This window comes from Allobosea sp. (genome assembly GCF_030695125.1).
Taxonomy (GTDB): domain Bacteria; phylum Pseudomonadota; class Alphaproteobacteria; order Rhizobiales; family Beijerinckiaceae; genus Allobosea.
This window is the reverse complement of the sequence record NZ_JAUYTP010000073.1, coordinates 68,882-94,437: the sequence shown is the minus strand read 5'-3', so window position 1 is coordinate 94,437 and position 25,556 is coordinate 68,882. Positions and strand designations below refer to the sequence as shown.

The 25,556-nt window shown below is 69.2% G+C and carries 26 protein-coding genes and 1 tRNA gene; 11 read left to right on the top strand and 16 right to left on the bottom strand.

From position 1 onward, the window contains the following. Positions 1-44: 44 nt before the first annotated feature. Together cysE and Q8S38_RS21705 are read right to left on the bottom strand one after the other, a co-directional pair. Positions 45-893, bottom strand: a complete 849-nt coding sequence (gene cysE / locus Q8S38_RS21710; protein ID WP_305682423.1) for a serine O-acetyltransferase — start codon at positions 891-893, stop codon at positions 45-47. A gap of 177 nt (positions 894-1,070) precedes the next feature. Further along, positions 1,071-1,838 (bottom strand): alpha/beta fold hydrolase, encoded by a 768-nt coding sequence (locus Q8S38_RS21705; RefSeq protein WP_305682422.1) that lies wholly within the window; start codon positions 1,836-1,838, stop codon positions 1,071-1,073. Positions 1,839-1,934: 96 nt separating this feature from the next. On the opposite strand from Q8S38_RS21705, the gene Q8S38_RS21700 reads away from it, so the two are divergent. From Q8S38_RS21700 to Q8S38_RS21685, 4 genes are all read left to right on the top strand, one after another. Next, positions 1,935-2,918 (top strand): acetyltransferase domain-containing protein, encoded by a 984-nt coding sequence (locus tag Q8S38_RS21700; RefSeq protein ID WP_305682421.1) that lies wholly within the window; start codon positions 1,935-1,937, stop codon positions 2,916-2,918. A 73-nt stretch (positions 2,919-2,991) separates the two neighbouring features. Then, complete coding sequence (locus tag Q8S38_RS21695) at positions 2,992-3,246, top strand: zinc-finger domain-containing protein (RefSeq protein ID WP_305682420.1); 255 nt, start codon at positions 2,992-2,994, stop codon at positions 3,244-3,246. Positions 3,247-3,358: 112 nt separating this feature from the next. Further along, positions 3,359-4,540, top strand: a complete 1,182-nt coding sequence (locus tag Q8S38_RS21690; RefSeq protein WP_305682419.1) for an FAD-dependent monooxygenase — start codon at positions 3,359-3,361, stop codon at positions 4,538-4,540. 89 nt (positions 4,541-4,629) lie between these two features. Continuing rightward, positions 4,630-4,947, top strand: a complete 318-nt coding sequence (locus Q8S38_RS21685; RefSeq protein WP_305682418.1) for a hypothetical protein — start codon at positions 4,630-4,632, stop codon at positions 4,945-4,947. Positions 4,948-4,956: 9 nt separating this feature from the next. Here Q8S38_RS21685 and chrA read toward each other — a convergent pair whose 3' ends face one another. From chrA to Q8S38_RS21670, 3 genes are all read right to left on the bottom strand, one after another. After that, the gene (gene chrA / locus Q8S38_RS21680) at positions 4,957-6,351 is read right to left on the bottom strand and encodes a chromate efflux transporter (protein ID WP_305682417.1); all 1,395 of its coding nucleotides are present in this window, start codon (positions 6,349-6,351) and stop codon (positions 4,957-4,959) included. Next, positions 6,348-7,181, bottom strand: coding sequence for a sulfurtransferase/chromate resistance protein (locus Q8S38_RS21675; RefSeq protein ID WP_305682416.1), 834 nt, complete (start codon positions 7,179-7,181; stop codon positions 6,348-6,350). Before Q8S38_RS21675 ends, chrA begins: the two co-directional genes overlap by 4 nt. 130 nt (positions 7,182-7,311) lie before the next feature. Further along, positions 7,312-8,574 (bottom strand): hemolysin family protein, encoded by a 1,263-nt coding sequence (locus tag Q8S38_RS21670; RefSeq protein ID WP_305682510.1) that lies wholly within the window; start codon positions 8,572-8,574, stop codon positions 7,312-7,314. A gap of 129 nt (positions 8,575-8,703) precedes the next feature. Between Q8S38_RS21670 and Q8S38_RS21665 the strand changes: the two genes are divergently transcribed. Then, entirely contained in the window at positions 8,704-9,369 is a 666-nt protein-coding gene (locus tag Q8S38_RS21665; RefSeq protein ID WP_305682415.1) for a DUF938 domain-containing protein, read from the top strand. A gap of 33 nt (positions 9,370-9,402) precedes the next feature. Here the strand turns inward: Q8S38_RS21665 and Q8S38_RS21660 are convergent, their stop codons facing one another. The 6 genes from Q8S38_RS21660 to Q8S38_RS21635 all read right to left on the bottom strand — a co-directional run bounded on the left by Q8S38_RS21660 (position 9,403) and on the right by Q8S38_RS21635 (position 15,478). Further along, a complete protein-coding gene (locus tag Q8S38_RS21660) occupies positions 9,403-9,702 on the bottom strand; it encodes a type II toxin-antitoxin system RelE/ParE family toxin (protein WP_305682414.1) in 300 nt (99 codons plus the stop codon). 2 nt (positions 9,703-9,704) lie between these two features. Further along, positions 9,705-9,968, bottom strand: a complete 264-nt coding sequence (locus Q8S38_RS21655) for a type II toxin-antitoxin system ParD family antitoxin (RefSeq protein ID WP_305682413.1) — start codon at positions 9,966-9,968, stop codon at positions 9,705-9,707. 150 nt (positions 9,969-10,118) lie between these two features. Next, positions 10,119-10,205 (bottom strand) — tRNA-Leu (locus tag Q8S38_RS21650). Between the two features lie 66 nt (positions 10,206-10,271). Next, positions 10,272-10,946, bottom strand: coding sequence for a DUF1190 domain-containing protein (locus Q8S38_RS21645; RefSeq protein ID WP_305682412.1), 675 nt, complete (start codon positions 10,944-10,946; stop codon positions 10,272-10,274). A 28-nt stretch (positions 10,947-10,974) separates the two neighbouring features. Beyond that, positions 10,975-12,555 (bottom strand): AMP-binding protein, encoded by a 1,581-nt coding sequence (locus Q8S38_RS21640; protein ID WP_305682411.1) that lies wholly within the window; start codon positions 12,553-12,555, stop codon positions 10,975-10,977. Positions 12,556-12,652: 97 nt separating this feature from the next. Beyond that, positions 12,653-15,478, bottom strand: coding sequence for a phosphoenolpyruvate carboxylase (locus Q8S38_RS21635; protein ID WP_305682410.1), 2,826 nt, complete (start codon positions 15,476-15,478; stop codon positions 12,653-12,655). Positions 15,479-15,658: 180 nt separating this feature from the next. On the opposite strand from Q8S38_RS21635, the gene rutB reads away from it, so the two are divergent. The 3 genes from rutB to Q8S38_RS21620 all read left to right on the top strand — a co-directional run bounded on the left by rutB (position 15,659) and on the right by Q8S38_RS21620 (position 18,678). Next, complete coding sequence (gene rutB, locus Q8S38_RS21630) at positions 15,659-16,393, top strand: pyrimidine utilization protein B (RefSeq protein WP_305682409.1); 735 nt, start codon at positions 15,659-15,661, stop codon at positions 16,391-16,393. A 47-nt stretch (positions 16,394-16,440) separates the two neighbouring features. Further along, positions 16,441-17,643: a Zn-dependent hydrolase gene (locus tag Q8S38_RS21625; RefSeq protein WP_305682408.1), complete on the top strand. Its 1,203-nt coding sequence runs from the start codon at positions 16,441-16,443 to the stop codon at positions 17,641-17,643. Positions 17,644-17,763: 120 nt separating this feature from the next. Beyond that, positions 17,764-18,678, top strand: coding sequence for a DMT family transporter (locus tag Q8S38_RS21620; RefSeq protein WP_305682407.1), 915 nt, complete (start codon positions 17,764-17,766; stop codon positions 18,676-18,678). 9 nt (positions 18,679-18,687) lie between these two features. Here Q8S38_RS21620 and Q8S38_RS21615 read toward each other — a convergent pair whose 3' ends face one another. The 4 genes from Q8S38_RS21615 to Q8S38_RS21600 form a co-directional block, all read right to left on the bottom strand. Continuing rightward, positions 18,688-19,182 (bottom strand): methyltransferase family protein, encoded by a 495-nt coding sequence (locus Q8S38_RS21615; protein ID WP_305682406.1) that lies wholly within the window; start codon positions 19,180-19,182, stop codon positions 18,688-18,690. 52 nt (positions 19,183-19,234) lie between these two features. Then, positions 19,235-19,744 carry a xanthine phosphoribosyltransferase gene (gene gpt, locus Q8S38_RS21610; RefSeq protein WP_291826491.1) on the bottom strand — a complete coding sequence of 170 codons (510 nt, stop codon included), beginning with the start codon at positions 19,742-19,744 and terminating at the stop codon, positions 19,235-19,237. Between the two features lie 116 nt (positions 19,745-19,860). Further along, on the bottom strand, positions 19,861-20,625 hold the full coding sequence (locus Q8S38_RS21605) for a competence/damage-inducible protein A (protein WP_305682405.1): 765 nt from the start codon (positions 20,623-20,625) through the stop codon (positions 19,861-19,863). Positions 20,626-20,725: 100 nt separating this feature from the next. Continuing rightward, the gene (locus Q8S38_RS21600) at positions 20,726-21,583 is read right to left on the bottom strand and encodes an FkbM family methyltransferase (protein WP_305682404.1); all 858 of its coding nucleotides are present in this window, start codon (positions 21,581-21,583) and stop codon (positions 20,726-20,728) included. A gap of 214 nt (positions 21,584-21,797) precedes the next feature. Here Q8S38_RS21600 and map point away from each other — a divergent pair, with 214 nt between their 5' ends. Beyond that, positions 21,798-22,622, top strand: a complete 825-nt coding sequence (gene map, locus Q8S38_RS21595; protein WP_305682509.1) for a type I methionyl aminopeptidase — start codon at positions 21,798-21,800, stop codon at positions 22,620-22,622. Then, positions 22,619-23,371: a RadC family protein gene (radC, locus tag Q8S38_RS21590; RefSeq protein WP_371125941.1), complete on the top strand. Its 753-nt coding sequence runs from the start codon at positions 22,619-22,621 to the stop codon at positions 23,369-23,371. Before map ends, radC begins: the two co-directional genes overlap by 4 nt. Positions 23,372-23,407: 36 nt before the next feature. Here radC and Q8S38_RS21585 read toward each other — a convergent pair whose 3' ends face one another. After that, on the bottom strand, positions 23,408-23,893 hold the full coding sequence (locus Q8S38_RS21585; protein WP_305682402.1) for a hypothetical protein: 486 nt from the start codon (positions 23,891-23,893) through the stop codon (positions 23,408-23,410). A gap of 214 nt (positions 23,894-24,107) precedes the next feature. On the opposite strand from Q8S38_RS21585, the gene Q8S38_RS21580 reads away from it, so the two are divergent. After that, the gene (locus Q8S38_RS21580; protein WP_305682401.1) at positions 24,108-25,523 is read left to right on the top strand and encodes a circularly permuted type 2 ATP-grasp protein; all 1,416 of its coding nucleotides are present in this window, start codon (positions 24,108-24,110) and stop codon (positions 25,521-25,523) included. Positions 25,524-25,556: the final 33 nt, after the last annotated feature.

Sequence of the window (25,556 nt, the reverse complement as noted above, 5' to 3'; positions counted from 1 at the left end):
CGTGTTTCAACATCACGAGCGGGCCTGCGCTGAGGCCGCCAGCCTTAGATATAGGAGCCGCAATCGCCGCCGAGGATCTGGTCCATCGAGCGCGCGGGCTCGGCGCAACCGGCCTCGCCGACCACCTTGGCCGGCACACCCGCCACCGTCTTGTTGCGCGGCACAGAAGCCAGCACGACCGAGCCCGCCGCGACGCGCGAGCACTGCCCGACCTCGATATTGCCGAGAATCTTGGCGCCGGCGCCGAGCAGCACGCCCTTGCGGATCTTGGGATGGCGGTCGCCGCCCTGCTTGCCGGTGCCGCCGAGCGTGACGCTGTGCAGCATCGAGACGTCGTCCTCGATCACCGCCGTCTCGCCGACGACGAGGCCGGTGGCATGGTCGAGGAAGATGCCCTTGCCGATGACGGCCGCCGGGTTGATGTCGGTCTGGAACACCTCCGAGGCGCGGCTCTGCAGATACAGCGCGAAATCGCGCCGGTCCCGCCGCCACAGCCAATGCGCCAGCCGGTGGCATTGCAGGGCATGGAAGCCCTTGAAGAAGAGCACCGGCTCGAGCACGCGGTAGCAGGCCGGGTCGCGATCGAGCACGGCGACGACATCGGCACGCATGCCGGCGCCGATCGCCTCGTCGGCGGCGAGCGCCTCGGCGAAGGCCTGTTCGATCAGATCCGCCGTCACCGCGGGGTGGCCGAGCCGGGCGGCGACGCGGTGGCCCACCGCCGCCTCGAAGCCCGGCTGGTTGAGCACGGAGGCGACGATCAGGCTGCCCAGCGCCGGTTCGGCGGCGACCGCGGCCTCAGCCTCGCGCCGCAGCCGGGACCAGACGGGGTCAAGCCGTTCGAGCCCGCTCTTGGGGTCGCGGGCTTCGACGACGGAGCGTCCTGACGACATGATTGTTCTCCGCGAAAGTCTTTCGTCGATGCCGATCTTAGCATCCGAGGCGGCATCGACGCCAAAGCTGTTTGCGAGCCGCATGCGGTTCCGGATGTGGTGCGCCGGATTCACTTTGTCAAAAGCGGCCGCCAACCCATTGCCGGCAGGCGGTTTTCGAACCGTCTCGCCGCGACCTCACAAACGCGACAGAAAATCGAGCACCGCCTGCTTGTGGCTCTTGTCGCCGACGGCGAGGTTGTGGTCGCGGCCCTGGATGTCGAAGGCCTCCGCCCCCGGAATCAACCACGCCAGCGCCGGGCCGGAGCCCGCGACGTCGTCCGTCGTGCCGACGCTGACCAGCGTCGGCACCGCGATGCGGCCGACCTCGGCTGCGCTCAGCGTCTGCCGCGAGCCACGAATGCAGGCGGCGAGCGCCGCGAGATCGCTCTTGGTCGCCTCGGCGAAGGCGCGGAACATCCGCTGCATCGGGTCGGTCAGGCCATCGAGCGAGGGCGCCTCCATCGCGTCGGCGATGCCCAGCGGCAGGCCGACGCCTTCGACGAGATGGATGCCGAGCCCGCCGAGCAGGAGCGCGGTCAGCCGCTGCGGATGCGCCAGCGCCAGATGGGCGGAAATGCGGGCGCCCATCGAATAGCCCATCACCGCCGCGCGCGGGATGGCGAGATGGTCCATCAGCCGGCGGACATCCTCGGCCATGATCTGGGAGGAGTAGGCGGCCGGCTCGTAGAGCTTCTGGCTCTGGCCATGGCCGCGATTGTCGAGCGCGACGACGCGGTAGCCGGCATGGGTCAGCGTCTTCGTCCATTGGGTGTTGACCCAGTTGACCATGTGGCTGGAGCCGAAGCCATGGACCAGAACCACCGTCGCATGGCGGTCGACATCGCCGGTGGGCGCGAGATCGACATAGGCGAGGCTGACGCCGTCGGAAGAGAAGCTCTGCATGGCGGTCCGTTACCGTCGCGGGAATTGCGCTCTCCCATGCCACCAACGCCCCGGCTTGGGTAGCGGCCGCAGCGCAGCCTGCCTATGAAGGGCGCCATGAGCGCCGTCCCGCCTCCTCCTGCCGCCCCCTCGCCGCGCCTGCGGCTGGAGGCCGTCGACCTCGCCCGGGGCCTCGCGCTTCTGGCGATGTTCGTCTTCCACTTCGCCTATGATCTCTCCTATTTCGGCCTGATCGAGACCGATGTCCCTGCCGAGCCCGGCTGGCGCTGGTTCGCGCGGCTGATCGCCGGCTCCTTCCTGACGCTGGTCGGAGTGAGCCTCGTGCTGGCGACACGCGACGGACTGAACCGCCCCGCCTTCCTGAAGCGCCTCGCGATGGTCACCAGCGCGGCCGCGCTGGTGACCATCGCGACCTTTTTCGCGATGCCGCGCAGCTTCATCTTCTTCGGCATCCTCCACCATGTCGCGCTCGGCAGCGTGCTAGCACTGCCCTTCCTGCGGCTGCCGGTCGTTGCGGTCGCGGGCGCGGCCATCATCGCCTTTGCCCTGCCCTTTCTCGTCGCCCATCCGCTGCTCGATGAGCCCTGGCTCGCCTGGCTCGGCTTCTCGCGTGCGCCGATCGTGACGGCGGATTTCGTGCCGGTCTTCCCCTGGTTCGGCTGCGTGCTCTCAGGGATGGTGCTGGCGCGGCTCGCTTTGCCGCGCCTCGCCGGCAGCCGCCTCGCCGCCTGGCGCCCGGCCTCCCTGCCGGCCCGGATCATTACCTGGGGCGGAAGGCACAGCCTGCTGGTCTATCTCGTCCACCAGCCGGTCTTCATCGGCGCGCTGATGCTCGCGCTTCAGCTGAACCCGCCGCAGCCGATGTCGGAGGAGCGCGGCTTCATGCTCTCCTGCCAGCGCAGCTGCGGGACGGGTCCGCTGGGCACGGACACCTGCGAGCGGCTCTGCGCCTGCACGGTCGATTCGCTGAAACGCGAGAGCCTCTGGCGGGAGACGCTGACCGACACCCTCGATCCGACGCAGCGCGAGCGGGTCTCCGCGCTGGCCAAGGCCTGCCTGCGTCCTGAGGCACCGCGCTGAGACAATCGCGCACTGGCGTCAGGCCTCCCGGCGCGATAGTTTGCGCCGACATCACGAAGCAAGAGCGACGATCATGGCCGATCACGGCATTCCGCATTTCCACAACGACAAGGGCGTCGCCGTCATCCATGTAGGTGCGCGCGAATTCATGTGCATCGGTGCCAAGCCGCCTTTCGACCACCCGCATGTCTATCTCGACATGGGCGCCGACCATGAGATCGTCTGCCCCTACTGCTCGACGCTCTACAAGTTCGACGCGACCCTGAAGGCCGGGACCTGCTCGCCGCCCGAATGTGCCCATCACGAGACGGCGCAGGCCGCCGCCTGACACCGCCGTCCGTGGGACGAAGGACCAGCCCGCGCCCGGCACGCGGATCCTCACCGGCGCGCTTTCAGAGGGGCGGACGCGCCCATCCTGATTCGGTTGCGAAAGCCTCGTTTTGGTCTCTTCTCCCCATTTCCTGATCGTCGGTGCCGGCATCGGCGGGCTGACGATGGCGCTGTCTCTGGCGCGGCGCGGCATCGCCGCGACTGTTATCGAGAAGCGCACCGGCTTCGGCGAACTTGGCGCCGGCCTCCAGATCAGCCCCAATTCCGGCCGCGTGCTCGATGGTCTCGACCTGACCCTGCCGCTCAAGCGCGTCGCCGTCAGTTCGCATGGCCTCGTCATCCGCCGCTGGAACGATGGCCGCGCGCTGCTCGAGATGCCGTCGCATCCCGAGCGGCTGACAACGCCCTACCGCGCGCTCAAGCGCAACGACCTGCATACGGTCCTGCTCGATGCGGCCCGCGCCATGCCCAATATCCGCCTCGTCATCGGCCGCGGCGTCGACGAGATCACGCAGGACGAGACCGGCGTCTCGACGACGCTGACCGGCCAGAACGGCCAGTGGGAGAGCTTCCATGGCCTGGGGCTCATCGGCGCCGACGGCCTCTGGTCCCGCGTGCGCGACCTGAGCGGCGACGCCTCGCCCCCGGTATTCACCGGCTTCGAGGCCTGGCGCGCGCTGGCGCCGGCAAGAGCGACCGGCACGCCGCGCGTCAACCTCCATCTCGGCCCGGGTCGCCATGCCGTGCATTATCCGGTCGCCGCCGGGCACCAGACCAATCTCGTCATCGTCCGACGGGCGAGCGAGGCGCGCGAGGGCTGGACGCGCGAGGGCGATGCCGCCGTGCTGGCGCAGCATGTCGCGGGCGCCTCGCCGGACCTGCGCGCGCTGTCCGCCGCGGCGAGCGGCTGGCAGGTCTGGTCGCTGTTCGATCGCAAGCCGGCGGCGATGGCGCGCGGCCGGATCGCGCTTCTGGGCGATGCGGCCCATCCCGTCCTGCCCTTCCTGGCGCAGGGGGCCTCGCTCGCGATCGAGGATGCGGCCGTTCTGGCGCGCCTCCTCGCGCAGGCCCTGGAGGCGGAGGGCGCGCGCGGCGTCCCCGCCGCGATGGCCGCTTACGCGACCACGCGCGCGGCCCGCGTCGCGCGCGTGCAGGAGGCCAGCCGCAGCAATGGCCGGACCTTCCATCTCGGCTGGCCGCTCAGCATCGGGCGCGATCTCGCCTTGCGGCGGCTGGGCGGAGACGGGCTGAGCCGCCGCTACGGCTGGCTCTACCAGTGGCGCGATGCCTGAACCGGCCTCCCGGCCCGACCCTTGGTCATCTCGCCTTCGCCGCAATTCGTCACTAGCTTCGCATCACTCCGCATGGATATGAAAGCGACATGATCCGCGTCAATCTCCACGAACAGCTGTCCGGCCGCACCGCCCGCATGCCGCGCTGGGCCGCCTGGCTGGCGATGGCGGGCAGCCTCGTGGTCGGCGTCGTGCTGTTCCTGGTGGCCGCCAGCCTCGCGCTGATCCTGATCCCGGTCGTCGCGATCGTCGGTACGATCGCGGTCTGGCGCCTGCGCGCCCGGATGAAGGCGGCCGGCTTCGGCCAGCCCGGCCCGTTCCCGCCGCAGGGACGCCAGGCCGGTCCCGCCGAGATCATCGACGCCGAATATCGCATCATCGACCAGGGCGACCCGCCGCGCCGCTGATCGCCGGCGTCAGGGCGCCAGCCGCGTCAGCACGACGCCCGCCGCCGCGCAGATCGCGAGCGTGGGGATCATCCCCAGCTTGAACCGCAGCATGGCGACCATGGCACCGGCGCAGAGCAGCGCGGCCCGCCAGTCGAGCGAGGCCCAGACCGGCCAGTCCGGCGCCAGGCCGAGAAAGGCCACTGGCCGCAGCTCGCGAAACATCACATGCAGCCCGAACCAGAGCGCAAGGTTCATGATCACGCCGACGACGGCCGCCGTGATCGCGCCCAGCGCCGCCGACAGCGCCCGGTTGCCGCGCAGCGCCTCGACATAGGGCCCGCCGAGGAAGATCCACAAAAAGCACGGGGCGAAGGTGACCCAGAGCGTCAGCAGCGCCCCTAGGCCGCCCGCCAGCAGCGGCGGCAAAGCGCCCGGCGCCCGGAACCCGGCGAGAAAGCCGACGAATTGCAGGACCAGGATCAAGGGGCCCGGCGTCGTCTCGGCCAGGCCGAGCCCGTCGATCATCTCGCCGGCCTGCAGCCAGCCATAGGTCTCGACCGCCGCCTGCGCGACATAGGCCAGCACGGCATAGGCACCGCCGAAGGTGACCACCGCCATCGTGCTGAAGAAGCGGCCGATCTGCGTCCAGACGCTGTCGCCCCCGCTCCAGAGCCAGAGCAGCGCGACGGGCGCCAGCCAGAGCGGCAGCCAGAGCGCCAGGGTCCGGAACGCCCTGCCTGTCGAGGGGCGGACATGGGTGAGCTCGCCGCGTGCGAACAGGACATCGACGATGCCGGTGACCTCGGTCCCCGCCGCGCCATGGCCGGCCTGCGCGCCGAAGACCGCCGGGCTCAGCCGATGGCCGGCCCAGCCGATCAGGCCCGCCGCCAGGATGATAGCCGGGAACGGCGCCTTGAACAGGAAGATCGCCACGAAGGCGGCGACCGCGATCGCCCCCATCGCCCGGTTCTTCAGCGCCCGCCGGCTGATCCGCAGCCCCGCCTCGACGACGACGGCTAGCACCGCGGCCTTGATCCCGAAGAACAGCCCGTCGACGAGCGGCACCTCGCGATAGAGCACATAGAGGATGCTCAAGCCGAGCATCACCACCGCGCCGGGCAGGATGAAGAGCAACCCGGCGATCAGCCCGCCGATCGTGCGGTGCATCAGCCAGCCGATATAGACGGCGAGTTGCTGCGCCTCGGGGCCGGGCAGCAGCATGCAGTAGTTCAGCGCGTGCAGGAAACGCGCCTCGCCGATCCAGCGCCGCTCCTCGACGAGTTCCTTGTGCATCAGGGCGATCTGCCCCGCCGGCCCGCCGAAGGAGAGCAGGCCGATACGGGCCCAGACGCGGGTGGCCTGCGCCAGCGTCGGCAGCGCGGGACGAATCTCGGCGTCGTTGACAGGCGGGAGGGAGGTCACAATGTCGGCCCTTTGGCGGCAACGGCCCCGGCGGGCCAGTGATGGGTTTCCTCGCTGGCATCCCGGCACCACCGGTAGAACGCGTCGTAAAGCAGCATGCCGGCGTCCAGCTGCGCCAGGTCATCCCTGAACATCCGCGACAGTCCCAGCGAGGCGGCCAGGAAGCCAGCGGCCTCGGGCACGCTCTCCAGGGTGGCGGTGTCGGCCGCGCGCACGATCGCGGCGAGCCGGTCGAGCGCCGGGGTGGCGAGCCCGAACTCGTCGATCATGACGTCGAAGGTGCAGCGCTCGCCCCGATGGCTCCAGAACACCCCGTCGATGTCGAAGGGCGTCGCCGCGAAGCGCTCGGCCACAGCCGCGACCTCCGCGGGCGAGACGAACAGGAACACGGCGTCGCGATCGACGAAACGCCGGATCAGCCAGGGGCAGGCGATCCGGTCGACCTTTGGCCGCGTCCTGGTGACCCAGACGGTGCGGCCGGCGGCATCGCGCGGCGGCAGTGTCTCGCTGCGCAGCAGGAGGCCGTCCGCGTCGCGCCAGGCCTCGAAGCCGCCCGCGAGATTCTCGGCGGCGATGCCGTTGTGGCGCAGCCAGGCCGCGACGCCCTCGCTGAGCTTCAGGCCGCGCTGGCACGACACGACGACGCGGCGCCCGGCATAAGCATCGGCCCAGACCGCGACATCGGCATGAGACCGCCTCTCCGACCCCGGCAGCAGGCGAGGATCGGCCGCGACATCCTCGGGAATCCGGACATCGATGATGACGGGCGCATCGGGCAGGCCGACGAGCTTCGACAACTGGGCAGCGCTGATCGAGATGTTGGAAGACATGGGCGTCCATCCTGAAGCTGAGGATATTGGACGCGAGCCTTGGGCCGAAGCCTCACGGGGTCGTCGCGGTGAACCCCTGAAGGCCTTAAACCATGTCCTACCGCCCTCCGTCAAACCGCGGAAGACAGCATCAGTCGATGCGGCTGACCAGGATCTTGTCGATCCGGCGGCCGTCGAGATCGACGACCTCGTAGCGCCAATGGCCCTTCTCGAAGACCTCGCCGACCACGGGAAGGTGGTTCAGCTCGGCCAGGATGAAGCCGGCGACCGTCTGGAAATCGGCATCGCGCGGGATGTGGATGCCGAGCTCATGCGAGAACTCGTCGACCTGCATCCAGCCGGCAACCAGCCAGGATCCGTCGGCGCGGGTGACGATCGGCGGTTCGTCCTGCTCCTCTTCCTGGAAGGCGCCGATGATCGCCTCCAACACGTCGCCGGGCGTGATGATGCCCTCGAAATGCCCGTACTCGTCGAAGACCAGCGCCATATGCACGCGCGAGGCCCGGATCTCGCGCAGCACCTGCAGCGCGCCGGCGGTGTCCATCACGACGGGGGCTTCGCTAACCAGCCCGCGCAGCTCGTGCGTGCCGCCATCGGAGAGGAAGTCGATCAATTCCTTGACCACGACGACGCCGATGATCGAATCCGACTCGCCGTCCTGGACCGGCAGGCGCGAGCGCCGCGTGGCGCGCAGCTGCGCGCGGATCTCGTCGGCGCTGTCGGTCAGGTCGATGACCTCGACCTCGCGGCGCGGCGTCATCAGCGCCCGCGCCGACCGGTCGGCCAGCCGCATCACGCCGGTGATCATCTCGCGCTCGTCGCGCTCGAGCACGCCGGCCGTCTCGGCCTCGGCGATGATGGTGCGGACCTCCTCCTCGGTGACCTTCTCCTCGGGCTCGCCCTTCTGGCCGAGCAAAGCGAGCACCGCCCGCCCCGAAATATCGAGCAGGAAGACCAAAGGCGCGCCGACCTTGGCGATCAGCGACATGGTGGGCGCCACCCGCGCCGCCACACGCTCGGGATCGCGCAGCGCGATCTGCTTGGGCACGAGTTCGCCGATGATCAGCGAGAGATAGGTGATGCCGACGACGACGAGGCCGACGCCGAAACCATCGGCGACGACCTGCGAGAAGCCCTGTTCCGAGAGCCAGGCCGACAGCCGCGCGCCGAGCGTGGCGCCCGAGAAAGCGCCCGACAGCACGCCGACCAGCGTGATCCCGATCTGCACGGTGGAGAGGAAGCGGCCGGGATTGTCGGCCAGCCGGATCGCGGTGGTCGCGCCCTTGTTGCCTTGGTCGCTGAGAACCCTGAGCCTGGCCGGGCGGGACGAGACGACGGCGAGTTCAGACATGGCGAGGAGACCGTTGATCACGGTCAGGGCCACGACGATCAATATCTCGGTTAACAAAACCAGTCCGTGCCATGCGAAACCGCGCTTGGCGGCGGATCGCTTCGAGTGCCCTTATAGCCGATGATGGCCCCTTTGCGATGGGGCGCGGGAAAGATTCCACGGGAGCCGCCGATGTCCGATCACAAACCCATGCCCTGGGAGCCTTCGGTGCAGACGCCGCAGGAGGATCGTCGCCTGCACGCGCCCGCCGTCGCCCGCAACCGCGACGCCATCCTGGCGATGCTGCAGGCAGAACTCCCGGCCCGCGGCACGGTGCTGGAGATCGCCAGCGGCTCGGGCGAGCATGTCGTGCATTTCGCCCAGGCCCTGCCCGCGCTGACCTTCCAGCCGAGCGATCCGAGCCCCGAGGCGCTGGCCAGCATCGCGGCCTGGGTCGCGCAGAGCGGCGCCCCCACCATCCTGCCGCCGCTGCAGATCGACGCCGCCGCGCCGGACTGGCCGGCCCGTTTGGCGCCAGCAGGCGCGCCGGACGCGATCCTCTGCATCAACATGATCCACATTGCGCCCTGGGCGGCGACGCAGGGCCTCCTGCGCGGCGCCGGCGCCCTGCTCCCGGCCGGCGCGAAGCTGATCCTCTACGGCCCCTTCCGCCGCCCCGGCCGCCCGCTCGAACCCGGCAACGCCGCCTTCGACGACAGCCTGCGCGAACGCAACCCCGACTGGGGCCTGCGCGACCTCGACGAGGTTGCCGCGCTGGCGGCGCAGGCGGGTTTCGCAGCGCCGAGGGTGATCGAGATGCCGGCGAACAATCTGACGGTGGTGCTGGGGCGCATGTAGACCCGGGCAACTGCAATCGGGTGCTTTGCCCTGTCAGTCCCCCGGGAAAAGGATGCGCTCGTAATCGCGGGCTCCATGCAGAACATGGATCACCTCGATGACATCGTCGCGGATCCGGTAGAAGATCAGATAGTTGCCGTGGACGCGGCGCCGCACGCCCGACGCCTCCCATTTGGGCAGCAGGGGGTAGGCTCGCGGTGTGCCGGCAAGGCGTTGGCAGGATTCGTAGAGTTCATCGACGAAGGTTGCGGCGCGAACCGGATTGTCTTGCGCAATGTCGCGCCCGATCCCGATGAGGTCAGCCATCGCCGCCTCGGTCAGGACGACCTGCACGATTATGCGCTTTCCGATGACAGCTTCAGTTCGTCGCGCAGGCGCCGGAACGCTTCGTCGAGAGGCACGACCCGACCGGCTTCCGCATCGGCGATACCGCGAGCGAGCGCGGTGTCGAGCGCTTCGAGCCTGGCGGCGCGCTCGCTCTCCTTGAGATAGCGCTCACGCACCAACGTGCGGACATATTCGCTGTTGGATGCGAACGCTCCGCGCTTAGCCTCGTCTCGAACGAACTGTTCGAGCTCGGGGGTCAGTGTCAGCGTCATCTGGCCCTGTGGCTTCACGGCGGCACTCCTCAACACCGAAGTGTCCCACACCGTGAAAGAAGTGCAACACACTTTATCTGACCGGCAGGACACATAGCGCGTGACGCAGCGCTGGCGCTTCTCCCGAGCCATGGAGCAAGCTGGCGCCTTTGGTGCGGACGGCGGGGATCGAACCCGCATAGCCTTGCGGCTGAGAGATTTTAAGTCTCTTGCGTCTACCAGTTTCGCCACGTCCGCCTGAGGAGAGCGGTAGCGGCGCGGGGGCCGTCGCGCAAGCGCTGCGGCGGATCAACGGCGAGACGCTCAGTTGCGCCGCGCCGGCTTGTACCATTCGACGCCGTCGGGATCGACATAGAGGCCCGGCGCCACGTCGGAGCCGATCGCCTTTTTCTGCATCGGCACGGGCACCGTGTCGTCGCGGTCGCCGCGCTTGACGTAAGGCGCGCCACCCGGCTGCGCGCCCTGGCCGTGACCTTGCCCGCGCGACGCCGCCAGCCCGACCGTGCCCTGCCGGCCGGCGACCCTGTCCTGAAGCTCGCTGACGGTCCGTCCGGCGAAGGGTGCGCGGCCGCCGCCCTCGATCACCGGCCAGGCGCGGCGCGCAGCCCCTTCGCCGGTCACGCGCACGCCGATGAAGCGCGGCACATAGGTCGCACCGCCCTTGCCGAAGCTGTCCCAGCCGCCGGCTGCGATCATCTGCGCGCCGCAGCGCTTGTGGGCGCGCTCGCACAGGGCCCGCGTCGCGAAGCGCGGTGCGCTCTGTTCGAACTCGGCGCGCGCATTGCGATAGGCGAACTCGCATTGCTGCGGCGTCAGGCGCCCGGCCTCGACACATTCGTCGCGCCGCTCATAGACGGCGCCCTGGGCCGCGCCCGGCCCCTGCGCCGCGAGATCGGCGGGGATGGCGAAGAACAGGGCGGGCGCCAGCGTGGCGGCGCGCAGTCCCGCAAGGAGCGAAGCGGCTGGGATCGTGATCATGCGCTGCAACATCATCACGATTATGGCTTTACAGCAGCGAGCGCCGCGACCGGGCGAGTTCGAGCGTCGCGGCATAGTCGATCTTGCCGCTGCCGAGCACGGGGATCGAGTTCGTCACCAGGATGGCGCGCGGCACCCAGAGCTCGGGAAACCCCTGCGCCTTCGCCGTCTCCTGCAGCACGCTGCGCTCGGCATTGGGCTTCTCGGTGACGAGCACGAGCTGCTCGCCCTTGCGGGCATCGGGCAGCGCCACGACGACATGGTTCTGGTCGGGCCACAGCCCGGAGATCATCGATTCGACCGCCGCCAGCGAGACCATTTCGCCGCCGAGCTTGGCGAAGCGCTTGGCCCGGCCCTTGATGACGACGAAACCATCGTCGAGCGTGACGATGTCGCCGGTATCGTGCCAGCCGCCCTCGGGCGGGACGATGACGCCCGGCCGGTCGACGCTGAGATAGCCGGCCATGATGTTGGGCCCGCGCACGCAGAGCTTGCCGCCTTCATGGATGCCCTCGACGGGCTCCAGCCGCGCCTCGATGTCGGGCAGCAGCCGCCCGACGCTGCCATCGCGCGTCGCGATCGGCGTGTTGCAGGCCAGAACCGGCGAGCATTCCGTGCAGCCATAGCCCTCCAGGATCGTGGTGCCGTAGGGCTCCCACATCCGCCGCGTCTCGGGCTTCACCCGCTCGGCCCCGGCCACCACATAGCGCACGCTCTTGAGGTCGGTGGGGTCGGCAGCGCGCGCATAGCCTTGCAGGAAGGTATCGGTGGCGAACAGGAAGGTGCAGCCGGTCTCGCCGATCAGCTTCGGCACCTGCTTGTAGTGCAGCGGGCTCGGATAGAGCACGACCTTCATGCCCGACAGGAGCGGCATCAGCATGCCCGCCGTCAGCCCGAAGGAGTGGAACGCCGGCAGCGGGTTCATGACGATGTCGCGCTCGGACAGAAAGCCCGCCGCGAGCGCGAAGATCTGGCGCGCATTGGACACCAGATTGGCGTGGCTCAGCGCGACGCCCTTGGGCTTGCCCTCGGTGCCGGAGGTGAACAGCAGCACGGCGGGGTCGTCCGACGGAGCGGCGTAACGGCGATGCACGAAGCCGGGAACGAGGCTCGACAGCGCGCCGATCGCCTTGTCGAGGCTGGTGATCTCTTTGCGGACATCCTCGAGATAGACAATCCGCCGGCCCTCGCCGAGCGCCTCCAGCTCGTCGTCGAGCTTGGCCTGCTCGACGAAGCGCCGCGAGGTGACGATGACCTTCAACTCGGCGAGTTCGCCGGCCGCGCGCAGATTCTTGACGCCGGCGGTGAAATTCAGAAGCGCGGGAACGCGCCCGAAGGCGGTCAGCCCGAAGAAGGTCACCGCCATCGCCTGCACATTGGGCAGGAGCATGCCGACATGCTCGCGCTCCTGCGTCAGGGCGGCCAGCTTGCGGCCCAGAACCAGCGCACCGAGCACGAGGTTGCCATAGCTCAGCGGCTTGCGCTCGGGGTCCTCCAGCGCGATCCGGGCCTTGCCATGGCGGGACACCGCCTGCAGCAGCGCCGAAAACAGGGTGATGCGCGCGCCGGCTTCATCGAAGACGGGCAAATCTCGATCGGTGTCGGCCATGCTTGGCTCGGCTCCCGGCTGGCGTTTCCTCTTGGCTTCCTAACTAAGCCACGCGCGCCGGGTTGCAATGAAATCCTGAGTGAAAGCCCCCCGCCCATCACCCAAACGCGCCGATCTCGTGCTGGATGGCACCCGAGATCTCGCGCAGCAGCTCGAACAGCGCCTGCATCGGCGCGATCACGTCGCGGTGCAGCGCCTCATAGGTGCCGGTTTCGCGCGGCCCTGGCGGCTCGCCGAAATCGAGCCCGATGGTGGGGTCGGGCCGCAGCGGGAAGATGTCGGCCAGCAAGGCGAGGCTGGCGGGCACGTCGAGCCGCAGAAGCCGCTCGACCAACACCTCGCGGGTGATACCGGCATGGGGCCGGAAATCCGGGATATGGCTGGCGCGCAGCCAGATGCCGTGCATCGCCGCCAGCCGGAGCGCATGCAGCGCCACCAGCCGCGCCGGCATCTCCGGAACGTCCGGCGCCGCCGCCTTCAGCTTCAGCGCATCCGAGGACAGCCGCCAGAACAGGCTGCGCAGCGAAGGCGCGAGATCGAGCCGCGACAGCGCCTCGCCGACGGCCAGCAACTCGTCTCGCCGTCCCTCGCGCATGGTGCGGCGCGCCCGGTCGAACCAGCTGCCGGGGTCGAGCGAGTCGAGATAGGCGCGCAGCACGTCGAGATCGCTCGCGGCGAGCGCGTGCTCCGCCAGGCGATAGGCCCGGTCGAAGCGGTCGGAGCGCTCGCGCATCGCGTTGAACAGGTCGGGCGCCCGCGCCGCCGCCTGGCCGATGCCGTGGACGCTGTTGGCGAGCCAGCCGAGCTGCTGCAGGATCGCGTTGTTGGGAATGGCGCGCAGTTCGCGCGGATGGCGGATGCGCGTCGGCCCGCCGGCATCGCTCTGGCGCGCGGCCGGGCGCGAGCCGGTCTTGTCGAGCAGCGAGGGGCCGAAAGTGCCGATCAGCGCGGCATAGCCGGGGTCGTCGACCAGCGTCGTCATCTCCTCGCGCACGGTCTGGAAGAACTCGCTGGCGAAGTCGGGCTCGTCATAGATCGGGTCGGCGACATCGTCGGCCACCGGCACCAGCACCGCCTCCGCGATGCGCCCGACGGTCGCCGCCGCCAGCTGTGGCGTGCCGAACATCAGATAGCCGTCGCTGCCCTGAAAGCTGGTCTCGCGCACCGTCCGCAGGCCGGCCTTGGCGAAGGCGGCGCGCGCCCAGGCGGGTTCGAGATAGGCGAGCCGGTCGGCGAGGCTGCCGGGATGAGCGCCCCGCCCGGCGGATTCGCCATGGGTGTCGAAAATCACCAGCTCGACCTCGGCGAGATCGTAGCGGCGCAGCAGCTCGCAGATCCGGATGCGCAGCCGCTCGATCCAGAAGGTCGCGGCGACCTGCCCGATATAGCGGCCGGAATCGGAATAGCCGAACTGGACGCAGAAGCGGCCATGGCGCTTGAGATAGGCACGGAAATACGGGCTGCGCAGCGCCTCGTCGATGATGCGCGGCCCCTGCTCCAGCGCGTCTTCCGTCTCGAACAGCGGCGAGATCTCGACGCGGTCGGCGATGCCGAAGCGGCTGGCGAGCCAGAGCGCACAGAGCAGCGTGTAACCGGTCTCGGTCTCGGCCACGAGAAACCGCACCGCCTTGGTGCCATCCACATGCTTCACGATCTGCGCGATCGTCATCAGCATGCGCGTCGCCGAGGCGCGCTCGGCCGCCAGCGCGCCGAAATCGACCGCGATGGGCGCGACCTTCGCCAGCAGACCGTTCACCGCCGAGAGAAAGGCGCGCCGCTGCGCCGGTTGCGTCGGCTCCTCGTCGAGCGGGATCACGCCGCGCATGGCGTTGTGGAGCTGAGAGGCGTTGAGCCGGAAATGCGGCAGCGCGATCGAGACGCCATGGGCGACGCAGCCGGCCCTGACAAGGCAGAGCGCCATCGTCGTGTCGTCGTCGGCAGACAGCGCGATGGCCTCGTCCAGCGCCGCGATCAGGCGCGATGCTTCGGGCAGCGCCGCCTCGCGCTCGTTGACCAGCGCCAGCGCGAAGGCCTGCAGCGCCGGCAGAGCGGGCTGCGTCGTGATCGGCGGCGCCAGCGCCAACTGCCGCTCGACCGCCGCCAGCGCCGTGCCGACCAGCGCGCGCACAGCAGCGGTTGCCGGCACAGCCGGCAGCTTCTCCAGGATGCGCGCGAACTGGCCCTGCTTCGATTCCAGCCGGTAGCGCAGCGTGTCCCACCAGCCGATATCGGTGCGCCCATCCGTGTCGCAGCCGACCCAGGAGGCGAGGATCACCGGACACGGCGCCAGTTCGTGCCAGCGCTCGGGCGCGAGCCCCTGCGCCGCCCGCAGCAGCGCGGCGTTCAGGCGGTCGATCGCGTCGCGGGCATGGCGCACGGCATAGCGCGCCTGCTCGAACTCGTCCTGTAGCGTGATCCGCCCGTCGGGCCGGAAGGACAGCGCCGCATCGTCGATTACCGCCTCGCCAGCCGCCTCCCCGCTGGCCTGCGCGGCGAGCGCATGGGCGAGCTTGCGGCTCATGCCGAAGGTCGGATGCGCCGTGAAGACGGCCGCAAAGCGCAGCCGCTCGACGGCGTCGCGATAGGCCGCCAGCGGATCGGCCGCGCCGGACGCAGCCTCGACGAGCGTGCCGGCGAGCGCGGCGAAGGCGGCCTCGCCGTCGCCCGCCAGCCCGACATAGGCCGCCAGCCGCCCGGCGCGCTGGCGCAGCGCCTCCCGCCCCAGCCGCCGCACGAGCCCGCAGGCCGCCTCGACGTCGAGCTCGCCACGGTCCATCCGCCGCGTCAGCCACAGCGTCACGCGCAGGACCGGGTTGCCGAACGGGTCCTCGCGTGCGTCGCCCCGCGCCTGGGCGATCTCCTCAAGCAGCCGCGCGGCCAGAGCCGCCTCGTCCCCGATCACGTTCTCGACGCCGTCATTCATCGCGCAGCCCTCCCGGAATCGGCCGAGGCAAATTTCAGACCGGCCCGTTTCAGACCGGAACCGCACGGGCGCGCAAGGCGGCACGGCATAGCTCTTGCTGGCAACGCCCGCCCGTCTTGCCGGTCCCGCCCGGCATGCGATGCTCGCCCGCGCCCCGTCCATGCCTTGCCGGAGATGCCGATGCACGCCTTGTCCGCCGCAGGTCTGCCCGAGCCTGACACGACTGCCGCTTCAATCGTCCTGCCGGCGCGGCCCGAACCGCTGCGCCTCGATCCGGGCCGCACCGCGCTGATCATCGTCGACATGCAGAACGCCTATGCCTCGCCGGGCGGCTATATCGACCTCGCCGGCTTCGACATCGCCGGCACGCCGGCCGTGATCCGGCAGGTCGCGCTGGCGGCGGAGGCGGCCCGCAAGGCCGGCATCCCGGTGATTTTCCTGCAAAATGGCTGGGATGCGGAGTATCGCGAGGCGGGCGGCCCGGGCTCGCCGAACTGGCACAAGTCGAACGCGCTGAAGACGATGCGCCGCAAGCCCGAACTCGACGGCAAGCTGCTCGCAAAGGGCGGCTGGGACTATGCCATCGTCGATGCGCTGACCCCGCAACCGGGCGATCTCGTCGTACCCAAGCCGCGCTACAGCGTCTTCTTCAACACCAACATCGACAGCCTGTTGCGGGCGCGCGGCATCCGCAATCTCGTCTTCACCGGCATTGCCACCAATGTCTGCGTCGAATCCTCGCTGCGCGACGCCTTCCATCTCGAATATTTCAGCGTCGTGCTGGAAGACGCCACCCATGCGGCCGGGCCAGACTTCGCCCAGAAGGCCGCGCTCTACAACATCGAGACCTTCTTCGGCTGGGTCTCGACCGTCGCCGATTTCGCCGGCGCGGTCGGCCAGCAGCCGCCCGCCTGAGCCTGAAACACCCCGCGCCGCCCCGCCTGCCCGAAAGCGAGCCCGCCATGCCTGCCGTCGACACTGAAGCCTTCCTGCGTGATCTCTATGAGCTGCGCGGCATCGGCACCTTCAAGACCGGCGTCCACCGCCCGACCTATTCCCCGCAGGACATGGAGGCGCGCCGCTGGCTGATGGCCAAGCTGACCGAATGCGGGCTGGAGGCCTCGATCGACGGCATCGGCAATGTCTATGGCCGCCATCCCGGCCCCGGCCCGCATCTGCTCGTCGGCAGCCATATCGAATCGCAGAACGAGGCCGGCTGGCTCGACGGCGCGCTCGGCGTCGTCGCCGGCATCGCGCTCGCCCGGGCAGGCCTGCCGGTCGATGTCTGCGCCTTCGCCGACGAGGAGGGCCATTTCAGCCTCAGCCTGCCCGGCAGCCGCTCGATGATCGGCGATCTGACCGAGGAGGCGATCGACGGCGCCCGCAACCGCACCGACGGCACGCCGCTGCGCGAGGCCCTGCGCGCCGCCGGACTCGAGGGCCTGCCGCGACGGCAGCTCGAGATCGGCCGCTACAAGGGCTATTACGAGATGCATATCGAGCAGGGCACGCAGCTCGAAGAGGCGGGCCTGCGGCTTGGCGTCGTCACCGGCATCGTCGCGATCTGGCAGTGGCGCATCGTCGTCGAGGGCCAGCAGGACCATGCCGGCGGCACCACCATGGCCGAGCGCCGGGATGCGGGCTTGAGCGCGGTCAGGCTGCTCGCGGCCATCGACGCCGAGTTCCCGCGTCTCGTCGGCGAGCGCACGACCTGGACCACCGGCCGCTTCCGGCTCGAGCCCGACGCGCCCAATATCATTCCCGGCCGGGCCGAGATCCTGTTCCAGTTCCGCGACGTCTCGGTGGCGGTGCTGGAGCGGCTGGAGGCGGGGCTCAGGTCGCTGGTGCAGGAGGCCAACCGCCGCGAGCGCTGCAGGATCACGCTGTCCTCCGTCTCGAAGGCGGTGCCGGCGCTCTGCGACCCCGCGATGATGCAGGCCCTCTCCGACGCCGCCGAGGCGCTCGCGCCCGGCGCCTGGCAGACCATGCCGTCCGGCGCCGGCCATGACGCGCAGGTCATCGCCCGCACAATGCCGGCCTCGATGCTGTTCGTGCCCTCGATCGGCGGCATCTCGCATCACTGGACCGAGGACACGAAGGACGAGGATCTCGCGCTCGGGATCGAGGTGCTGCACGGCGCGGCCGAGCGCTTCCTGGCGGGGTAGACCGCGCGGGGCGCAGGGTTGCGTCACTGCTGGCGCCCCTTGCCCGGCGGCGACCGCGCCCGCATAGGAGCGGGCACAGCCGGAGCCGTTCTCCGGCCCCGTGCCTTGCGAAAGCCCCTCGTGACAGACCTCGCCTCCCCCGCCGCCGCGCTCGCGCGCCGACGCCTCTGGCTCGGCATCGGCTGCGGCCTGCTGACCAGCCTGATCTGGGGCGTGCAGTCCGTGGTCTCACGCCAGTCGGTGGCGGATGGGCTGAGCGCGGCGGACGTCACCATCCTGCGCTTCGTCGTGGCATCGCTGATCCTTCTGCCGCTCGCGCGGCGGCGGATGCGGCCCTTTCCGGTCGGCGCGCTCGGCTGGCGGCGGGCGCTGATCCTGACCGCGCTCGCGGGCGCGCCCTATGCCCTCGTCCTCGTCGGCGGCGCGACCTTCGCCCCGGCGCTGCACGCCTCGGTGATCGTGCCCGGCCTGATCCCGGTGATGACGGTGGCGCTGGCCTTCCTCGTGCTGGGCGAGAGGCCGGGGCCGCTGCGGCTGCTCGGCCTCGCGCTGGTGCTGGCCGGCATCGGTGCCTTCGGCTGGCAGGCCTTCGGGGAATCGGGCGCGGGGGCCAACGCCTGGATCGGCGATCTCTTCTTCGTCGCCAATGCGGTGATGTGGTCGGTCTTCGGGCTTCTGGCGCTGCGCTGGCGGACGGACGCCATCGACGTCACCATCGCGACCTGCCTGCTCTCGCTGCTGATCCTGCCGGTGTTCGCGGCGACCATGCCGATCCGGCTCGGCGAGGTCGCCTGGTCGGCGATCGCGCTGCAGGCGCTCTATCAGGGCGCGCTGGTCGGCGTCGGCGCGCTGTTTCTCTACACCAAATCGGTCGAATTGCTGGGCGCCGGGCGCGCGACGCTGTTCCTGCCGCTCAACCCGGTCGTCACCGCGCTCGCCGCGATCCTGCTGCTCGGCGAATATCCCTCCCCGGTCGAGATCGCCGGGATGGTGCTGGTGATCGCCGGCATGAGCGTCGCGCTGCGGGCGCGATAGGCAGACGCGTCAGTGCCGGCCGATCCAGCGGCGCACCAGGCCGCGATAGGCCAGCCAGGCCGGCCCGAACAGCGCCTCGAGATGGCGCTCCTCGCGCGCGATGGCGAGCTTCAGGACCAGGAATGCGGCGACGAGCCCGGTCACGATCAGCCAGAGATTGCCGAAGCCGAGGCCGGCCCCGACCATCATCAGGGTGTTGCCGAAATAGATCGGGTTGCGGCTGATCGCGAAGGGCCCGCTCTCGACCAGCGCGGTCGCGGCGCGATGCGGCAGGATGTTGGCCCGCGCCCTTGCCATCGTCGCCATCGCGGAGAGGTCGAAGCCGGCGCCGACCGCCAGCAGCGCCCAGCCCAGGGGGCCGAGCCAGCCCGCAAGCGCGCCGTCGGGCGCAGGATACGGCAGCGGCAGCAGCCTCTGCAGCGCCATCGCGATCAGGATCGCCCCGCCATAGAGCAAGGGTGGCCAGGGAATGCGGTTGGGCCGCTCCGTCGCTGCGTCGCTCATCGCGATCTCCTCGTGACGGTGGCGGCCGGCCCGCCCTCGGCCCTTGTGATCCTCAGCCCTTGTGATCCTTGGCGATGGGCTCGACATAAGCCAGCCCCATATCCCAGGGAAAATAGATCCAGGTGTCCTGGCTGACCTCGGTGACGAAGGTGTCGACGGTGGGCACGCCGGCGGGCTTGGCGTAGACCGTGGCGAAATGCGCGTTCGGCAGCATCTCGCGCACGACGCGGGCCGTCTTGCCGGTGTCGGTGAGGTCGTCGACGACGAGCACGCCCCGGCCCTTGCCGTCGCCGATCGCCTTGATCGAGGGCGCGACGTCCTTGAGCACCTTGAGCTCGGTCTGGTTCTTGTAGTCGTGATAGCTGGCGACGCAGACGGTCTCGATCAGACGCAGGCCGAGTTCGCGGCAGATGATCGCCGCCGGCACCAGCCCGCCGCGGGTGATGCAGACGATCGCCTCGAACGGCCCCTTCTCCGCCAGCCGCCAGGCGAGCGCCCGCGCGTCACGGTGGAACTGGTCCCAGGAAACGGGGAAAGCCTTGTTGGAGGTCGGCTCGGCCATGGCGCGGAGGCTCCGGATCGGTGCGGGGCGAATTGCCCTTCAGCCCGTGGCAAAACCCTATCGGCGCGCCGCTGGCAAGAGGCGACGCACCGCTCGTCCCCGCAAAAGCCCTTGCGTCAGGCGCTCAGCTTCGCCTGCTCGGCCGCGATCATCGCCTTCACGGCCTCCATCGCGGTCGCCAGCGCGACGGGATCGCGCGAGCGCACCACGACATTGGTGTCCGGCCCCGTCTCCGAGAAGAATGGATAAGAGCCGATCGAGACGCCCGGATGGGCTTTTGCGACCTCGGCCAGCGCCGTGCCGATATCGCCCTCGCGCAGGCCGGCGCGGACCGTGTCGGACAGAATCTTCACCCCGGTCTGCAGCGTCGGCGCGACGACGTCGAGCATGGCCTGCATGATCGAGGGCACGCCCGCCATCACATAGACATTGCCGATGTTGAAGCCTGGCGCCTTCGACACCGAATTGGCGATGAGATCGGCCCCGGCGGGAATCCGCGCCATCCGCAGCCGCGCCTCGTTGAGCTGGTCGGGCGGGAAGCGCTCGGCCAGCATCGCGATGGCGCGCGGATCGTGGTCGATCGAGACGCCGAAGGCAGCCGCCACCGAATCGGCAGTGATGTCGTCATGGGTGGGGCCGATGCCGCCGGTCGTGAAGACATAGGTGTAGCGGCTGCGCAGGGCGTTCAGCGCCGCGACGATCTCCTCCTCGATATCGGGCACGATCCGGACCTGGCGCAACTCGATGCCGATATTGGTCAGATACTCGGCGATATAGCCGATGTTCTTGTCCTTGGTCCGGCCCGAGAGGATCTCGTCGCCGATGACGAGGATCGCGGCAGTGACGCTCGCCGGGGAGGATGTCGTGTCGCTTGCGGTCATTCCCGGCTCCTGGCTGGCGCGGCGCGCAGGGCTCGCCGCGTCTGTCTAGCTAGGGGTTTGCCCGCGCCGGCTCAAGCGCCGTGAACGCCGCGCCTGCGTGTCAGGCCGACGGCGCTTTGCGCTCATAGACCAGGTTGAGCCGGGTCTGCGCCACCAGGGTGTAGCCGCTCTGCACCAGCAGCGCCGCGAGGTCGCTCTGCCAGCGCTGGCGCGAATCCTCGACGATGATCAGTCCCGGCCACAGGCTCTGGGGCGCGTCGCGCAGGAACGGCTCCAGGATCAGATCCTCGGCGCCCTCGACATCGAGCTTGATCGCATCGAGCCGCTCATAGCCCTCGTTCTGGACCAGCGCGAGCAGCGTCATCGCCGGCACCCGCACCGTGCTGCCGGTACTGGAGCGCAGGATCCGCACGCTCGATTCGCCGCGATTGGTCGGGTCGATGAACAGCGTGAGTTCGCCCGGCTTGTCGGCCAGCGCGCAGGCGACCGCCTTGATCGTGCCGAACGGGTTCTGCGCGATGTTGAAGGCAAGCCGCGCGAACACCTCGGGCTGCGGCTCGACGGCGACGATCCGTGCGCTCGGCCCCGCCTTGGCCGCGACGAACAGGGAATACGCGCCGATATTGGCGCCGATATCGATGAAGCGGAACCCCTCGCGCAGGCGCTGGGCGAGCAGATCGCGCTCCAGCAGGTCGAAATACTGCGGCGTGAACAGGACGCGCTTCTCGCAGACATTGCCGTCCGGATAGAGCCGCATCCGGGCGCCCAGCGATTCGATGTCGACCGGGCGGCCCGCCAGCGAGCGCAGGCCGATCCGGCGCAGCGCATAGGCGAGTTTGCGGCCCAGGAAGCTGTCGGAAGCGCAGCGCGTCCAGGCGATGAGGCGTGCGAGCCGCCGCCCCGGTGCGAAGGCGCCGTAAGGCTTGTCCTCCGCCTGTGATTGTTCGATGATGGCCATGTCGCCCGCCTGTACACCCGGTCGCGGCTCGGCGCCAGCCGGACGATCACCCTCATCGCGCCGGCGATTTCGGGCGCCCTGGGGCGGATCGAGCCGAGCATCGTGCCTTGCACCGGGCCCGGACCCAATGGATAAGGCCGCCGGTGGCCGCTCGCCCTGCCCCGATACGACCGCATCGACTGGAGACGACCGCAGCCATGAGATCGACGTCGCAATGACCTTCGACGAGAGCCTGGGACGGACCCGCATGCGCGAGCCCGCCATCAAGATCCACGGCGCAGAAGCATTCGCGGCGATGCACAAGGCCGGCCGGCTGACGGCCGAGGGCCTCGATATGCTCGGGGACTATGTGAAGCCCGGCGTCACCACCCAGCGCCTCGACGATCTCGCCTTCCAGTTCGCCAGGGACAACGGCGCCTACCCTGCGACCCTGTTTTACCGCGGCTACACCAAGTCGATCTGCACCTCGATCAACCATGTCGTCTGCCACGGCATCCCCGACGACAAGCCCTTGCGCGAGGGCGACATCATGAACATCGACTACACGCTGATCGTCGATGGCTGGCATGGCGATTCGAGCCGGATGTACGGCGTCGGCGAGATCCCGCGAAAGGCCGAGCGGCTGATCGAGATCACCTATGAGAGCCTGCTGCGCGGCATCAAGGCGGTGCGCGCCGGCGCGACCACCGGCGATATCGGATTCGCGATCCAGCGCTATGCCGAGGCCGAGCGCTGCTCGGTGGTGCGGGATTTCTGCGGCCACGGCGTCGGCCGCAACTTCCACGACGCGCCCAACATCCTGCATTACGGCTCGCCGGGCGAAGGCCCGCCGCTGAAGCCCGGCATGATCTTCACCATCGAGCCGATGATCAATCTCGGCAAACCCGGCGTGAAGGTGCTCTCCGACGGCTGGACCGCCGTGACGCGGGACCGCTCGCTCTCGGCCCAGTTCGAGCACACGATCGGCGTCACCGAGACGGGCTGCGAGATCTTCACGCTCTCGCCCGCCGGACGCGATAACCCGCTCGCGGCGCCATGACCGGCAAGGCGGGCGCCGGTCAGGATCGCTCGTTGCGGCCTGTCTCGCCCGCTCCAACCACCGGCGCGGCTGCGGATACCCCGCATTACCGCGGCCACAGGGAGCGGCTGCGCAGCCGCTTCCAGGAGGCCGGGTCCGCCACCCTGCCCGACTACGAACTGCTGGAATTACTGCTGTTCCGCTCGATCCCGCAGCGGGACGTCAAGCCGCTCGCCAAGGAACTGATCGCGCGCTTCGGCTCCTTCGCCGAGGTCCTCGGCGCGCCGGCCGCGCGGCTGACGGAGGTCAAGGGCGTCGGCGAGGGCGTCGCGCTCGATCTCAAGATCGTCGAGGCCGCGCTGCAGCGCATGGCCCGCGGCGCCGTCGCCAAACGCACCGTCCTGTCGTCCTGGTCGTCGGTGCTCGACTATTGCCGCACCACCATGGCCTTCGCCGAGCGCGAGCAGTTCCGCATCCTCTTTCTCGACAAGAAGAACGCCGTGATCGCCGACGAGGTCCAGCAGACCGGCACCGTCGATCACACGCCCGTCTACCCCCGCGAGGTCGTGCGGCGGGCCCTCGAGCTCTCGGCCTCGGCCGTCATCCTGGTCCACAACCATCCTTCGGGGGACCCGACGCCCTCGGGCGCCGACGTGAAGATGACCCGCGAACTCGTTGATATCGCTAAGCCCCTGGGCGTCGCGATCCATGACCACGTCATCGTCGGGCGCGACGGCCATGCGAGCTTCCGCGGGCTGGGGCTGATCTAGGCCCCGCCTTCGCCGCCCCTCGGGCGGCGCTGGTCGTCAGGCGACGCGGGCGGAATAGCGATTGACCAGCGAACGCAGGCGCGGCGGATAATCCGGGCGGCGGGTCAGGTTCAGGAGATTGCCGTAAACCGGCTCGTAGAACTCCACCACATATTCGTTGAGGTAAAAGATCATGCAGGTGCCGATGCTCCCGTCGGCGCGCCGAAAACCGGGCCTGTCGTTGGGCATGCGATCGATACAGCCATCGCCGCGCGGCCAGGGCTGCATATCGTTCATCCACGTCTCGAACATCTTGATCCGCGCCTTCGTCTTGGGCCCGATGATGCCGTCGGTCGCGAGAAGCTGCCTGGCTCTCTCGCCGAACTGCCGGCGCTCGGCCGCAACCGACTCATGCGAGATCCAGAGGTTGAGATAGTATTGGACCAGGGTGACGTCGTCGCGATTGTTGGCGCGGCCTGGGCCCACCCCCATCGTCACCGTGAAGAAGATCTGATCGTCACCGAAATCGAGAATCTTTGCCATCGTCGTTGTCCCTGCCCGACCCTGCGAACCGCCTGGTTTCATGACGCTAGGGAACGGAGACGAGGAGCGCTGTTCCCGGCGGGACAGGCTCGTTTGAGCGCCCCCATGATTTGCGCAAGGATTGGGCAACACGCGGCGCAACCCTGACCATCAGCCCCCTTTCCGAACGCCTGCGAATGCGCATAGGCTGATAAAAATGGGGAAAGAAGACTGCATGGTCGCGTTCGATGAGATGACGGGGACGGGGGGCGATGTCCGGCAGGCCTATACGGCGCTGGACCGCTGGCTGAAGGAAGCGCCGCCGGAGATGCTGGCGTTGCGGCGCAGCCAGGCCGAACTGTTCTTCCGCCGCATCGGCATCACCTTCGCCGTCTATGGCGACGAGGAATCGACCGAGCGCCTGATTCCCTTCGACATCATCCCGCGCGTGCTGACCAAGCCGGAATGGACCAAGCTCGAAGCCGGGCTGCGCCAGCGCGTCACCGCGCTCAACATGTTCCTGGCCGATGTCTACGGCCCCAAGGAATGCATCAAGGCCGGCATCATTCCCGCCGATCTGGTCTATCGCAACGCCTGCTACCAGCTCGAGATGGTCGATTTCCAGGTGCCGCACGGCATCTACTGCCATATCGCCGGCATCGACATCGTGCGCGTCGACGCCGACACCTTCTACGTGCTGGAGGACAATGCCCGCACCCCGTCGGGCGTCTCCTACATGATGGAGAACCGCGAGGTGATGCTGCGGCTCTTCCCGGAGCTCTTCGCCACGCACCGGGTCGCCCCGGTCGACAACTATCCCGACCAGTTGCTGGCGACGCTGCGCTCGGTCGCGCCGCGCTCCTCCTCCGCCGACCCCAACATCTGCCTGCTGACGCCGGGCCAGTACAACTCGGCCTTCTACGAGCACTCCTTCCTGGCCGACAAGCTCGGCGTCGAGCTGGTCGAAGGCTCGGACCTTCTGGTCAAGGACGACGTGGTCTATATGCGCACGACGCAGGGGCCCAAGCGCGTCGACGTGATCTACCGGCGCATCGACGACGACTTCATCGACCCGCTCGTCTTCCGCAGCGACTCGGTGCTCGGCGTGCCCGGGCTGATCGGCGCCTACAAGGCCGGCAACGTCACGCTCGCCAACGCGGTCGGCACCGGCGTCGCCGACGACAAAGCGGTCTACAGCTACATGCCTGAGATCGTCCGGTTCTTCACCGGCGAGGAGCCGATCCTGAAGAACGTGCCGACCTTCCGCTGCCGCGAGCCCGAGGCCAACGCCTATGTGCTCGACAATCTCGACAAGCTCGTCGTCAAGGAGGTCAACGGCTCGGGCGGCTACGGCATGCTCGTCGGCCCCCACGCCAACAAGGCGCAGATCGAGACCTTCCGCCGCAAGCTCAAGGCCAGCCCCGAAGGCTTCATCGCCCAGCCGACGCTGGCGCTCTCGACCTGCCCGACCTTCGTGGCGTCGGGCGTGGCGCCGCGCCATGTCGATCTGCGGCCCTATGTGCTCTCGGGCGCCAACGGCATCTCCTGCGTGCCCGGCGGCCTGACCCGCGTCGCCCTCAAGGAAGGCTCCCTCGTCGTCAACTCCAGCCAGGGCGGTGGCACCAAAGATACCTGGGTGCTCGATGCCTGATCTCGGCGGAGGTTCCCTGCTTCACCGTCCCAC

What these genes read in the sequence shown, in the direction of transcription:
- cysE (WP_305682423.1), bottom strand. Translation starts at nt 893, where the DNA reads ATGTCGTCAGGACGCTCCGTCGTCGAAGCCCGCGACCCCAAGAGCGGG.
- Q8S38_RS21705 (WP_305682422.1), bottom strand. Translation starts at nt 1,838, where the DNA reads ATGCAGAGCTTCTCTTCCGACGGCGTCAGCCTCGCCTATGTCGATCTC.
- Q8S38_RS21700 (WP_305682421.1), top strand. Translation starts at nt 1,935, where the DNA reads ATGAGCGCCGTCCCGCCTCCTCCTGCCGCCCCCTCGCCGCGCCTGCGG.
- Q8S38_RS21695 (WP_305682420.1), top strand. Translation starts at nt 2,992, where the DNA reads ATGGCCGATCACGGCATTCCGCATTTCCACAACGACAAGGGCGTCGCC.
- Q8S38_RS21685 (WP_305682418.1), top strand. Translation starts at nt 4,630, where the DNA reads ATGATCCGCGTCAATCTCCACGAACAGCTGTCCGGCCGCACCGCCCGC.
- Q8S38_RS21675 (WP_305682416.1), bottom strand. Translation starts at nt 7,181, where the DNA reads ATGTCTTCCAACATCTCGATCAGCGCTGCCCAGTTGTCGAAGCTCGTC.
- Q8S38_RS21665 (WP_305682415.1), top strand. Translation starts at nt 8,704, where the DNA reads ATGTCCGATCACAAACCCATGCCCTGGGAGCCTTCGGTGCAGACGCCG.
- Q8S38_RS21655 (WP_305682413.1), bottom strand. Translation starts at nt 9,968, where the DNA reads ATGACGCTGACACTGACCCCCGAGCTCGAACAGTTCGTTCGAGACGAG.
- Q8S38_RS21645 (WP_305682412.1), bottom strand. Translation starts at nt 10,946, where the DNA reads ATGATCACGATCCCAGCCGCTTCGCTCCTTGCGGGACTGCGCGCCGCC.
- Q8S38_RS21640 (WP_305682411.1), bottom strand. Translation starts at nt 12,555, where the DNA reads ATGGCCGACACCGATCGAGATTTGCCCGTCTTCGATGAAGCCGGCGCG.
- Q8S38_RS21635 (WP_305682410.1), bottom strand. Translation starts at nt 15,478, where the DNA reads ATGAATGACGGCGTCGAGAACGTGATCGGGGACGAGGCGGCTCTGGCC.
- rutB (WP_305682409.1), top strand. Translation starts at nt 15,659, where the DNA reads ATGCACGCCTTGTCCGCCGCAGGTCTGCCCGAGCCTGACACGACTGCC.
- Q8S38_RS21625 (WP_305682408.1), top strand. Translation starts at nt 16,441, where the DNA reads ATGCCTGCCGTCGACACTGAAGCCTTCCTGCGTGATCTCTATGAGCTG.
- Q8S38_RS21615 (WP_305682406.1), bottom strand. Translation starts at nt 19,182, where the DNA reads ATGAGCGACGCAGCGACGGAGCGGCCCAACCGCATTCCCTGGCCACCC.
- gpt (WP_291826491.1), bottom strand. Translation starts at nt 19,744, where the DNA reads ATGGCCGAGCCGACCTCCAACAAGGCTTTCCCCGTTTCCTGGGACCAG.
- Q8S38_RS21605 (WP_305682405.1), bottom strand. Translation starts at nt 20,625, where the DNA reads ATGACCGCAAGCGACACGACATCCTCCCCGGCGAGCGTCACTGCCGCG.
- Q8S38_RS21600 (WP_305682404.1), bottom strand. Translation starts at nt 21,583, where the DNA reads ATGGCCATCATCGAACAATCACAGGCGGAGGACAAGCCTTACGGCGCC.
- map (WP_305682509.1), top strand. Translation starts at nt 21,798, where the DNA reads ATGACCTTCGACGAGAGCCTGGGACGGACCCGCATGCGCGAGCCCGCC.
- radC (WP_371125941.1), top strand. Translation starts at nt 22,619, where the DNA reads ATGACCGGCAAGGCGGGCGCCGGTCAGGATCGCTCGTTGCGGCCTGTC.
- Q8S38_RS21585 (WP_305682402.1), bottom strand. Translation starts at nt 23,893, where the DNA reads ATGGCAAAGATTCTCGATTTCGGTGACGATCAGATCTTCTTCACGGTG.
- Q8S38_RS21580 (WP_305682401.1), top strand. Translation starts at nt 24,108, where the DNA reads ATGGTCGCGTTCGATGAGATGACGGGGACGGGGGGCGATGTCCGGCAG.